Consider the following 11,538-nt stretch of genomic DNA (forward strand, 5'->3'; position numbering starts at 1 on the left):
GGGCGCTCACGCCCTCGCCACGCCCGTGAGAGAGGGAGTCGATCATGTTGCCGCACGCCGTGCTGGACCGTGCCGCCGAGCTGCGGGAAGACCCGTCGACGATCGACCGGTTGCGCGCCGAGCCCTCGACCCGCACGATCGTGGTGCGCCAGGGACGCGTGCGTCTCGACGGCTCCGCCCTGCGTCGCACGTCGCCGCACGAGGCGACAGACGCGACCTGGGCCCTCCTCGGGCGCGACCTCGACGGGACGCCCCTCCTGCTCGCCGCCCTGCCGCCGGAGGATGCCGCGATCGACGCCGCCCCCGACGAGACCTGGCTCGGACTGCGCGATCTCGGGGCACGGCTCGACGCGTTCGAGACGGAGCTGCTCATCGAGGCGCTCGCTCTCGCCGCGTGGCTGCGCGACGCGCCGTTCTGCCCGGCCTGCGGGGGCGGCACCGAGCTTCACCAAGCGGGATGGTCGCGGCGCTGCCTCGTCTGCGGACGCCAGCACTTCCCGCGCACCGACCCCGCGGTGATCGTGGCCGTCGAGAGCCGCGACGGCGACCGCCTGCTCCTCGGGGCGAACGCCACGTGGGGCGGCCGCATGTTCTCGTGCTTCGCCGGGTTCGTCGAGGCGGGGGAGTCGCTCGAGTCGACGGTGCACCGCGAACTCGAAGAGGAGTCGGGCGTGCGTCTGCGGGAGCTGCGTTTCGTCGGCTCGCAGGCCTGGCCGTTCCCCCGGTCGCTCATGGTCGGTTTCCGGGCCGTCGTCGACGACGAGCACGCCGCGCGGCCCGACGGCGAGGAGATCGTCGACGTGCGGTGGTTCACCCGTGACGAGATCGGGAGCGCGCTCGCCGGAGACGGCCCCGTCGGTCTCCCCAGCCCCGCCTCCATCGCCCGCGCGCTCATCACCGAGTGGTACGAGGGCGGCCGATGAGTGCGCTCGACGCACTCGATGAAAGACAGCGGCAGGCGGCCACGGTGCTGCGCGGTCCCGTCGCCGTGCTCGCCGGCGCCGGCACCGGCAAGACGCGGGTCATCACGCATCGCATCGCCCACGGCGTCGACACGGGAGCGTACTCGCCGTCGCGGGTGATGGCGGTCACCTTCACCGCGAAGGCGGCGGGGGAGTTGCGCGGCCGGCTGCGGGCGCTCGGCGTCGAGGGCGTCGCGGCACGCACGTTCCACGCGGCGGCGCTCGCCCAGCTGAACTTCTTCTGGCCGACCCTCGCGGGGGCTCCGGCGCCGAGCATCATCGACAACAAGGTGCGGCTGCTCGGTCAGGCAGCCGATGCGCTGCGGCTGCGTCCGAGCACGGCGACCCTGCGCGACATCGCCTCGGAGATCGAGTGGCGCAAGGTGTCGATGCTTTCGATCGACGAGCACGCCGCGCTCGGGCGGCCGGTGACCGGCGTCGACGCCACGCAGTTCGCCGAGCTCCAGCGCGGGTACGAGGCGCTGAAGGACGAACGGCACCAGCTCGACTTCGAGGACGTGCTGCTGGCGTGCGCGGGCATGCTCGAGGCCGAGCCCCGGGTCGCCGCGTCGGTGCACGAGCAGTACCGTCACTTCACGGTCGACGAGTACCAGGATGTGTCGCCGCTGCAGAACCGTCTGCTCGAGCTGTGGCTCGGCGACCGCCACGACATCTGCGTCGTCGGCGACGCCAGCCAGACCATCTACTCGTTCGCCGGGGCGGAGCAGCGCTTCCTGCTCGAGTTCGAGCGACGGCATCCCGATGCGACGGTCGTGCGGCTCGAGACCAACTACCGCTCCCAGGCTCCCATCCTCGCGGCGGCGAATGCGCTCATGCGCGGACGCCCCGGCGCCCTCGAACTGGTTCCCGCCCGGGAGCAGTTCCAGGCGGATGCCCCGACCGTGACGGCTTTCGACGGGGAACGCGAAGAGGCGGAGGGGATCGCGGCGGCGATCGCCGCACAGATCTCCGACGGCGTCTCGCCCGCGGAGATCGCCGTCCTGTACCGCGCGCACGCGCAATCCGCGCTCATCCAGCAGGCCCTCGCCGCCGCAGGGATCGCCACGACCGTGCTCGGCGGAACGCGCTTCTTCTCGATGCCGGAGGTGCGTCAGGCGATCCTCGCGCTGCGCGCGGCGGCCGTCGCCCCGGTCGAGCACGACTTCCTCGTCTCGGTGCGACGTGTGCTGCGGGAACTCGGGCTGACCGAGGAACCCCCGGCAGCGGGGGGAGCGCAGCGCGACGGCTGGGAGGCGCGCCGCGCCATTCTGCGACTCGCCGAGGAGGCCGACCCGGGCGAGAACCTGCGGTCGTTCAGCGACGCGCTGATGGCCCGAGCGAAGGACCAGCACGAGCCGACGCTGCGGACCGTGACCCTGTCGACGCTGCACGCCGCGAAGGGTCTGGAATGGCCCCACGTGCACCTCGCCGGTTGGGCGGAGGGTGCGCTGCCGATCTCGTACGCGACTGGGTTCGAGGCGATCGACGAGGAGCGCCGCCTCGCCTACGTCGGCGTCACGCGCGCCGCACGGACGCTGTCGCTGAGCTGGTCGCGGTCGGCGGGGCGGGGGGAACGTGCCCCGTCACGGTTCCTGGCAGAGATCGGGACGACGGCTCGCGGCACCGGCATTCTTCGTGAAATCGCACCGCGGTCGTCGCGCGCGAACCGTCAGACCCGAGTGTGATCACCCGGCCCGCGTCGTCGCCGACGGGGGCCAGGAGGGTGGCGGCCGCCGCCCCGGCGCCCGCGATCAGCGCGGCCGGCACGGGTCCAGGGTCGCGTCCCACCATCTGCGCATGCAGGCGCGGCCAGGCCGGGTCACGGTCGCGCATGTGACCGTCACGGCACGCCAGACACGGCGTGCGTCCCGGCAGGATCAGGGGGCCGACGGTGGCGCGTCGGCGGTCGATCGCGATCGGGAGGTGCGGCACGTCGTCGCGCAGGTACGGGGCGAGCTGCACGGCCGCCGCGGCCCCGGCGAGCACGACGACGGCGACGTCATCGGGGCGCTCCCGCTCCCCGCGGGGAACCGCCTCGTCGGCGAGCGCTTCTCGCAGCCGGTAGCCGCAGCGGGGGTCGCGGATGCCATCGGCGTCGACCCAGGCGCGGAGACGCGGGGGAGCGTCGTCGATGAGGAGCGGTTCGAGGAAGGCCACGAGACGACGTGCCGACTCCCGCGGGGCTCCCACGCCGTGCGCGACCACATCGATCCCTCCGCGTCGGAAGCCGGCGCGGAGGCGGGTGAGGAACGGCTCCACCCACTCGGCCTCGATGCCCACCCGCAGTCCGCCCTCCAGACCGAACTGCACGGTGCGCTCGTCGCGCAGCAGCATCGGTTGTCCGGGGGCGAGGCGGGTGAGGACGAGCGGGGTCAGCGGAGGCATCCCTCGATTCTGCGGACGCGCCGGGGTGCCGGGGGCGCGGATCGGGGATCGGTGGACAACTCAGCGCCGTCCGCCCGCGGGGGAGGAGGACCGGGCGACTCAGACGGGACGGTCGCCTTCGGGCCGCGGATCCTCGCCGCGGTCGTCCTCGTCGGGCGCCGCGCCAGAATCGTCCGCCGCGTCGTCGCCTGCACCGTCCGCCGCCTCCGCGCCGGCATCCGGCTCGGTGTCGCCCGCGGTGCCCGACGAGAAGTCGTCACCGTCGAGAAGGCGGGCGAGTGCCTCGTCGAACTCGTCCGCCACCGGCTGCTCACCGCGTGCGGCCGCCTGCAGACGCGCGACGAGCGCGCTCGGATCGTCGATGTCGTCGGCTGTGGGCATGAGGTCCGGATAGTCCCACAGGGCGTCGCGGTCGGCGATGCCCACCGCATCCGTCACCGCCTGCCACATCGCGGCCGCCTCGCGGAGACGGCGCGGGCGCAGCTTGAGGCCGACCAGGGCTCCGAGGGCATCCTCGGCGGGACCGCCCACCGCGCGCCGACGCCGGGCGGCCTCGGCGATGCGCGCACCGTCGGGCAGTCGCGAGGTCGCCTGGGCCGTGACGACATCGACCCAGCCGTCGACCGTCGCGATGAGGTTCTCGAGGCGCGCCAGCGCCTCGCGCTGCGCCTCGGTCTGGGTGGGCAGCAATGCGCCGCCCTCGATCGCCGACCGCAGCTCCTCGGGGTTCGAGGGGTCGAGGCGGCTGGCGACGTCTTCGAGAGCGTCGACGTCGACCGTGACTCCGCGCGCGAAGTCGGTGATCTGCGCCATGACGTGCAGGTGCAGCCACTTCGCGTGGCGGTACAGGCGGGCGTAGGCCAGTTCGCGGGCCGCGAGGTAGAGCGCGACCTGATCCTCGGGGATCTCCAGTCCGTCGCCGAACGCGGCGAGGTTCTGCGGGATCACCGCGGCGGTTCCGGCGGGCAGCACGGGGATGCCGACATCGCCGCCCGAGACGACTTCGAGCGAGAGGTTGCCGAGCACCTGGCCGAACTGAGCCGCGAACACCGAGCCGCCCAGGCCGCGCATGAGCTTGCCGGCGCCCTGCACGACGCTGCGCATGTCGTCGGGCACCTGCGTGTCGAGAGCAGAGGTGAGGGCGTCGGCGATGCTCGTCGACACCGGCCCGGCGATCTCCTTCCACACCGGGAGCGTCTTCTCGACCCACTCGCCCCGGGTCATGGCGACCGGCGGCTCGGCGAGGTCGGAGATCGTGGTCGCCTCGCCCAGCCAGAGTGCGGCGAGCCCGAAGGCGTCGACCAGCGAGGACCGCGAGCCGTCGCCGATGGCCTGGCCGTCGCGGTTCGCGATATGAAGGGCCTGACGCAGGGCGTTGTCCCACGGGTCGCCGCCGAACGCGCCCTGCAGCTGCGACATGATCCTCTGCATCATCGCGGGATCGATCGCGAGACCGTCCATGCCCTCGAAGGCGCCGCGCAGGGCTTCGGGATCGATGTCGCCGCCCTGGCCGGACATCATCCGCCGCAGGAACTCCTGGAAGTCCTCGGGACCGGGTTCGTTGTCTGCCATGTCGTCCGCCCTCTCAGCGCGCGTGTAGCCGTGCCATCTACGCTAGTCACAGGTTCATGCGAGCGACCCCGGAGCGGGCGGATCGCTGTACGCCGCTCGCGAACGACGGAGGAATGCTGTGGAACGGATCCGCCCTGCGCGGCTCGGACTGGGAGTCTGGGCCCTGGTGGTGGCGCTCGTCGCCCTCGTCGTGCTCACCTTCCTCCCCACGCCGTACGTCATCCAGCGGCCGGGACCGGTCTACGACACGCTCGGCACCGCCGCGGGGCCGGACGACCAGCAGGTGCCCCTCATCAGCATCGAGGGCGCCGAGACGTACGAGACCGGGGGAACGCTCGACCTCACCACCGTGCAGGTCGTCGGCAACCGCGACCGCACCCCGAGCTGGTTCGAGCTCGGCCTCGCCTGGACCGATCGATCCCGCGCCGTCGTGCCGATCGAGTCGGTCTTCCCCGAAGGGGTGACGACCGAGCAGCGCGACGAACGCAACGCCACCCTCATGGTCGACTCCCAGCACGAGGCGACGGCGGCCGCGCTCGGTGAGCTGGGCTACGACACCGGCGCCGAGGTCGTCGTGGTCGAGGCGGTCGACGACACCCCTGCCGCCGGGGTCCTCGAGTCCGACGACGTCATCACCGCGATCGACGGCGAGGCCGTCACCTCGGCGACGCAGCTGCGCGAGCGGATCCAGGAGGCGGAGGGCGACGAGATCGACCTCACCGTGCGTCGGGCGGGCGCTGAGCAGCAGCTCTCGATCACGCCGGAGAAGCACACCGAGGGCGGCACGACGACCTGGCTCATCGGGATCACGCTGCGCACCGATTACGACTTCCCCATCGATGTGACCATCCAGCTCGACAACGTGGGCGGCCCGAGCGCCGGCATGATGTTCGCCCTCGGCATCGTCGACCAGCTCACGCCCGGAGAACTCAACGGCGGCGAGAACGTGGCCGGCACCGGCACCATCGACGCCGAGGGGACGGTCGGTCCGATCGGCGGCATCCGTCAGAAGCTCTACGGCGCGAGGGATGCCGGAGCGGAGTATTTCCTCGCCCCGGCGGCGAACTGCGACGAGGTCGTCGGCCACATCCCCGACGGCCTGCAGGTGATCCGCACGAGCACGCTCGAGGAGTCGCTCGACGCGCTCTCGGTGATCGCCGAGGGCGGTGACGTCGCCTCTCTCCCGGCCTGCACCGCGTCGTGATCGGCCCGTGATCGCGATCACGGGCGCCGTCCAGTGAGGCGCACCTAGGATGGAGGGGTGACCACGACCTCCGCTCAGAATCCGGCCACTCCCCGAACATCCCGGCGCATCTTCGGCATCTCGCTGGCGATCATCGCCGCCCTGATCGCGGCGTTCTTCGTGTTCGCCTCGCTGTACACCGAATTCCTCTGGTTCGACCAGGTGGGCTTCACCGAGGTGCTGACCACCCAGTGGGTCGCCACCGTCGTGATGTTCCTCGTCGGATTCCTCGGCATGGCCGTCCCGCTGTTCGTGGTCATCCAGCTGGCGTACCGTCTGCGGCCGGTCTACGTGCGGCTGAGCTCGCAGCTCGACCGGTACCAGGAGGTCATCGAGCCGCTGCGCCGCCTGGCGATGTGGGGCATGCCGATCTTCTTCGGCCTCTTCGCCGGCTTCTCGGCGGCGAGTCAGTGGCGCACCGTCTGGCTGTGGGCCAACGGTGTCGCGACGAGCGACGTCGACCCCCAGTTCGGCGTCGACACGGGCTTCTACCTGTTCGCGATGCCGTTCTACTCGATCGCGCTCGCCTTCATCTCGGCGGTCCTCCTGCTCTCGCTCCTCATCACGGCGCTCGTGTCGTACCTGTACGGTTCGGTGCGCATCGGCCAGGGCGAGCTCCGCATCTCGAAGCCCGCGCGCATCCAGCTCGCAGTGATCGCGGGGCTCTACCTGCTCGTCCAGGCGGCCAGCCTCTGGCTCGACCGCTTCAAGACGCTCACGACCCCCGACGACCGCATCACGGGTGCCGCGTACACCGGCGTCAACGCCACGATCCCCGGCCTCGGCATCCTGGCCATCATCTCGGTTCTCGTCGCGATCCTCTTCTTCGTCACGGCGGTCATCGGCCGTTGGCGCTTCCCGCTCGCCGCCACGGCCCTGCTGCTCGTCGCGTCGCTCGTGGTGGGCGTCGGATACCCGTGGGTGGTCACCACCTTCCAGGTGCGACCGAACCAGAACGCCTACCAGGCGGAGTACTACCAGCGGAACATCGACGGCACGAAGGAGGCCTACGGCGTCGCGAACCTCGAGACCACGACGTTCGAGGCCGAGACCGACCCCGAGGCCGGTCAGCTGCGGGAGGACGCCGAGACGACCGCCTCGATCCGCATCATGGACCCGAAGGTCATCAGCCCCACGGTCCGTCAGCTCGAGCAGTACCGCGCGTACTACCAGTTCGAGGAGACCCTCGACGTCGACCGCTACGAGGTCGACGGACAGGTGCAGGACACGGTGGTCGCGATCCGCGACCTCGACATCACCAAGCTCGGCGAGGGTGACAACTGGAACAACCGCGTCGCGGTCTACACGCACGGTTACGGCCTCGTCGCCGCGGCCGGAAACCAGCGCACGACCGACGGCGAGCCGGTGTTCCTCGAGCGCGGCATCCCGACCTCGGGCTTCCTCACCGAGGGCGAGAACTTCGAGCCCCGCATCTACTTCGGTGAGAACTCGCCCGAGTACTCGATCGTCGGCGCCCCCGAGGGGAGCGACCCGGTCGAGATCGACTACCCGCGCGGCAAGGACGGTTCCAGCGAGACGAAGACGACCTTCGACGGCGACGGCGGACCGAAGATCGGGGACACGTTCACCAAGCTGCTCTACGCGCTGAAGTTCCAGTCCGAGCAGATCCTCTTCTCGAACCTCGTGAACGGCGACTCGCAGATCCTCTACGACCGCGACCCGAAGACGCGCGTGCAGAAGGTCGCGCCGTACCTCGAGCTCGACAGCGACCCGTACCCCAGCGTGGTCGACGGCCGCGTGGTGTGGATCGTCGACGGGTACACGACGAGCTCGACGTACCCGTACTCGACGAGCGTCAGCCTCTCCGACGCCATCGCCGACTCCAACACGCGCGCGCCGAACCTGGCGATCGACGAGATCAACTACATCCGCAACTCGGTGAAGGCCACGGTCGACGCCTACGACGGCACCGTGACGCTGTACGCCTGGGACGACGAGGACCCGATCCTCCAGACCTGGCAGAAGGTCTACCCGTCGACGGTCAAGCCGATCAGCGAGATGTCGGGCGACCTCATGAGCCACGTGCGATACCCGACCGATCTGTTCAAGGTGCAGCGCGATGTGCTCGGCATCTACCACATCGACACCGCAGGGTCGTTCGCGCAGCAGGACAACCGGTGGCAGACGCCGAACGATCCGCGCAGCGAGTCGATGCTGCAGCCGCCGTACTACCTGACGATGCAGATGCCCGGCCAGGACGGCCCGCGGTTCTCGATGTTCTCGACGTTCATCCCGGCCTCGCAGGGGGCCGGCAGCACTCGAGACGTGCTCATGGGATACCTCGCCGTCGATTCGGACGCCGGATCGGAAGACGGCGTGAAGGCGGAGGGCTACGGCCAGCTGCGGATGCTCGAGATCAACGACGACACGACGGTGCCCGGTCCTGGACAGGTGCAGAACACCTACAACTCCGACACCGCGGTGGTGCCGCAGCTGAACCTGCTGCAGCAGGGCGAGTCGGAGGTCATCTACGGAAACCTGCTCACCCTGCCGGTGGGTGGCGGTCTGCTCTACGTGCAGCCGGTGTACGTGCAGTCCTCGGAGGGCACGCAGCTGCCTCGCCTGCAGAAGGTGCTCGTCGCCTTCGGCGACCGGGTCGCGTTCGAGAACACGCTCACAGAGGCGCTCGACGCCCTGTTCGGTGGAGACTCCGGTGCCACGGGTGGCGACGACGAGGTGGAACCGTCGGAGCCCGATCCCGACACGGGCGAGGTGCCGGACACGGCGCCGACGACACCGTCGGGCGAGGAGGCGACGGCGCTCGCCGACGCTCGACAGGCGCTGCTCGACCGTGACGCGGCGCTCAAGGCGGGCGACCTCGAGACGTTCGCCGAGGCCGACAAGCGCCTCACCGAGGCCGTGCAGAAGCTGATCGACATGGAGGGCGGCGAGGGCGAGTAACCGCTCCCGCGTTCTCCCGGATGCCGCATCCCCTCGGGGGTGCGGCATCCGTCGTTTCCAGGGCTGCGTCGGGCGCCGTCGAACCGGGCCGGCGGCATCCGCAGCAGTCCACCGCCCGGGTATGCGAAAGGCCCCTGACCGGATTTCTCCAGATCAGGGGCCTTTCTCTTGTTGCGGGGACAGGATTTGAACCTGCGACCTCCGGGTTATGAGCCCGGCGAGCTACCGAACTGCTCCACCCCGCGGCACGAGTTATAGCCTAACACGGGTTTCGACCGGGCGCGAATCGAGGGCGGGACCGCCGGCGATGCGCGAGGATGAGGGCATGTCCTCGCGTACCGCCGTCGCCGTCTGCCAGTTCGCCCCGACCGACTCCCGCGGCGGCAACATCGAGCGCATCGCCGAACTCGTCGCCGAGGCCGCGGGGCGGGGAGCGCGTCTGGTCGTGCTCCCCGAGTACTCCAGCTACTTCGTGAATCCCATGGACGAGACCCTCGCGGCGAACGCGGAGGCGCTCGACGGGCCGTTCGTGCAGGCGTTGACCGCTCTGGCGGCCGAGCACGCCGTCGTGATCGTCGCCGGTCTGGTCGAGCCGGCGGAGGACGGGCGACGCGTGCGGAACACGCTCGTCGCCGTGCGCGGCGACGGCATCCTCGCCGTCTACCGCAAGCAGCACCTGTACGACGCGTTCGGTCAGACCGAATCCGACTGGGTCGAGGCGGGCGCGGTGGGGGAGGCGTCGGTCTTCGACCTGGCGGGGGTGCGCTTCGGGTTGATGACCTGTTACGACCTGCGCTTCCCCGAGGTCGCACGCACCCTGGTCGACGCGGGCGCCGACGTGCTGGTCGTGCCCGCGGAGTGGGTGCGCGGCCCGCTCAAGGAGCACCACTGGAACACCCTGCTCGCCGCGCGTGCGATCGAGAACACGGTGTACGTGGTGGCGGCCGACCACCCGGGTCCGATCGGGGTCGGGCTGTCGCAGGTCGTCGACCCTCAGGGAGTGGTGACAACGCAGGTGGGTTCCGGCGAGGGCATCGCGGTCACCTCGGTCGAGCGCGCCACCGTCGACCGAGTGCGGGAGACGAACCCCTCGCTGCGGATGCGTCGCTACGCGGTCGTCCCGCGCTGATCGTCCGGTAGCTCGTCCCTCAGTAGTCCTGCAGCACCGAGAGTCGCCGCACCGCCTCCTCCAGGACCTCGACGCGCTTGCAGGCCGCGAACCGCACGATGCCGGCGTACTCCGGATCGGCTCGGTGCGCAGGGGAGAGGAACGCCGCCATCGGGATCGCCCCGACTCCGGCGCGTGTCGGCAGGGTGCGGCAGAAGGCGGCGCCGTCCGCACCGCCGACACCCGTGGCGTCCGCGATCGTGAAGTACCCGCCCTGCGGGGCGAACACCCGGAATCCCGCAGCCTCCAGGCCGGCCCCGAGCAGCTCGTGCTTCCGGGCGAGTGCTGCCGCGGCATCCGCGAAGAACGCGTCAGGGAGCCGAAGTCCCGCCGCGATCGCGGGCTGGAAGGGTGAGCCGCCGACGTACGTGAGGAACTGCTTCACCGTGATGACCGCGGTGATGAGGGCGGCAGGCCCGTGGATCCACCCGATCTTCCATCCGGTGGCCGAGAACGTCTTGCCCGCCGACGAGATCGTGAGCGTGCGCTCGGAGGCACCCGGCAGCGTGGCGATCGGCACGTGAGGGGCATGGAACGAGAGGTGCTCGTACACCTCGTCGGTCACGATCACCGCATCGTGGAGCTCGGCGAGCCGCACGATCTCGTCGAGCACGTCCCGTCCGAAGACGGCGCCGGTGGGGTTGTGCGGATCGTTCACGAGGATCAGGCGGGTGCGATCGGTCACCGCATCGGCGAGGCGGTCGAGGTCGGGCTGGAAGTCGGGCGCGCGCAGCGGCACCGTGCGCAGCGTTCCGCCCGCGAGCGACACCGCGGCCGCGTAGGAGTCGTAGTAGGGCTCGAAAACGACGACCTCGTCGTCGGGACCGTCGATGAGGGCGAGGAGCGTGGCCGCCAGGGCCTCGGTCGCGCCGACCGTCACGAGCACCTCCGTGTCTGCATCGACGTCGAGTCCGTAGAACCGCTTCTGATGCTCGGCGATGGCGAGGCGGAGATCGGGGGTGCCACGGCCGGGCGGGTACTGGTTCAGACCGTCAGCGATCGCTCGACGTGCGGCGTCGAGGACCTCGGCGGGACCGTCCTCGTCGGGGAAGCCCTGACCCAGATTGATCGCGCCCGTGGTCGCCGCGAGCGCCGACATCTCTGCGAAGATGGTGGGCGCGACGGCCCCGTTCGTCGCGAGCAGGCCAGCGCCCGCCGCCGTGCGCCGCCATGCGCCGGGAATCACACTCATGGACACCAGGCTAAGGCCATAGACGAAACTCACCTCGGCCATAAGAAACGCACAGACATCAGGGGCACTCTGGGAGTGTCGTTGAAGGAGCACA

7 protein-coding genes and 1 tRNA gene are annotated in these 11,538 nt (G+C 70.6%); 5 read left to right on the forward strand and 3 right to left on the reverse strand.

Annotated features, from left to right (window positions below; all coding sequences use genetic code 11):
* The first annotated feature begins 44 nt into the window (after positions 1 to 44).
* Together nudC and RWS82_RS02285 are read left to right on the forward strand one after the other, a co-directional pair.
* Complete coding sequence (nudC, locus tag RWS82_RS02280; RefSeq protein ID WP_314646448.1) at positions 45 to 923, forward strand: NAD(+) diphosphatase; 879 nt, start codon at positions 45 to 47, stop codon at positions 921 to 923.
* Entirely contained in the window at positions 920 to 2,647 is a 1,728-nt protein-coding gene (locus RWS82_RS02285) for an ATP-dependent helicase (RefSeq protein WP_314646449.1), read from the forward strand. Before nudC ends, RWS82_RS02285 begins: the two co-directional genes overlap by 4 nt.
* Positions 2,648 to 3,446: 799 nt before the next feature.
* Here RWS82_RS02285 and RWS82_RS02290 read toward each other — a convergent pair.
* A complete protein-coding gene (locus RWS82_RS02290; protein WP_314646451.1) occupies positions 3,447 to 4,919 on the reverse strand; it encodes a zinc-dependent metalloprotease in 1,473 nt (490 codons plus the stop codon).
* Between the two features lie 118 nt (positions 4,920 to 5,037).
* Between RWS82_RS02290 and RWS82_RS02295 the strand changes: the two genes are divergently transcribed.
* Positions 5,038 to 6,123 (forward strand): S16 family serine protease, encoded by a 1,086-nt coding sequence (locus tag RWS82_RS02295; protein WP_314646453.1) that lies wholly within the window; start codon positions 5,038 to 5,040, stop codon positions 6,121 to 6,123.
* A 57-nt stretch (positions 6,124 to 6,180) separates the two neighbouring features.
* Positions 6,181 to 9,084, forward strand: a complete 2,904-nt coding sequence (locus RWS82_RS02300) for a UPF0182 family protein (RefSeq protein WP_314646455.1) — start codon at positions 6,181 to 6,183, stop codon at positions 9,082 to 9,084.
* Between the two features lie 171 nt (positions 9,085 to 9,255).
* Here the strand turns inward: RWS82_RS02300 and RWS82_RS02305 are convergent.
* Positions 9,256 to 9,329, reverse strand: a tRNA-Met gene (locus tag RWS82_RS02305).
* An 80-nt stretch (positions 9,330 to 9,409) separates the two neighbouring features.
* Here RWS82_RS02305 and RWS82_RS02310 point away from each other — a divergent pair.
* Positions 9,410 to 10,213: a carbon-nitrogen hydrolase family protein gene (locus tag RWS82_RS02310; RefSeq protein WP_314646458.1), complete on the forward strand. Its 804-nt coding sequence runs from the start codon at positions 9,410 to 9,412 to the stop codon at positions 10,211 to 10,213.
* 19 nt (positions 10,214 to 10,232) lie between these two features.
* Here RWS82_RS02310 and RWS82_RS02315 read toward each other — a convergent pair whose 3' ends face one another.
* On the reverse strand, positions 10,233 to 11,444 hold the full coding sequence (locus RWS82_RS02315; protein ID WP_314646460.1) for an aminotransferase class I/II-fold pyridoxal phosphate-dependent enzyme: 1,212 nt from the start codon (positions 11,442 to 11,444) through the stop codon (positions 10,233 to 10,235).
* Between the last annotated feature and the right edge of the window lie 94 nt (positions 11,445 to 11,538).

Source organism: uncultured Microbacterium sp. (genome assembly GCF_963528945.1).
In the GTDB taxonomy this organism is placed as follows: Bacteria; Actinomycetota; Actinomycetes; order Actinomycetales; family Microbacteriaceae; genus Microbacterium.

Coding starts and splice junctions, on each gene's coding strand:
- nudC (WP_314646448.1), top strand. CDS start 45: ATGTTGCCGCACGCCGTGCTGGACCGTGCCGCCGAGCTGCGGGAAGAC.
- RWS82_RS02285 (WP_314646449.1), top strand. CDS start 920: ATGAGTGCGCTCGACGCACTCGATGAAAGACAGCGGCAGGCGGCCACG.
- RWS82_RS02290 (WP_314646451.1), bottom strand. CDS start 4,919: ATGGCAGACAACGAACCCGGTCCCGAGGACTTCCAGGAGTTCCTGCGG.
- RWS82_RS02310 (WP_314646458.1), top strand. CDS start 9,410: ATGTCCTCGCGTACCGCCGTCGCCGTCTGCCAGTTCGCCCCGACCGAC.
- RWS82_RS02315 (WP_314646460.1), bottom strand. CDS start 11,444: ATGAGTGTGATTCCCGGCGCATGGCGGCGCACGGCGGCGGGCGCTGGC.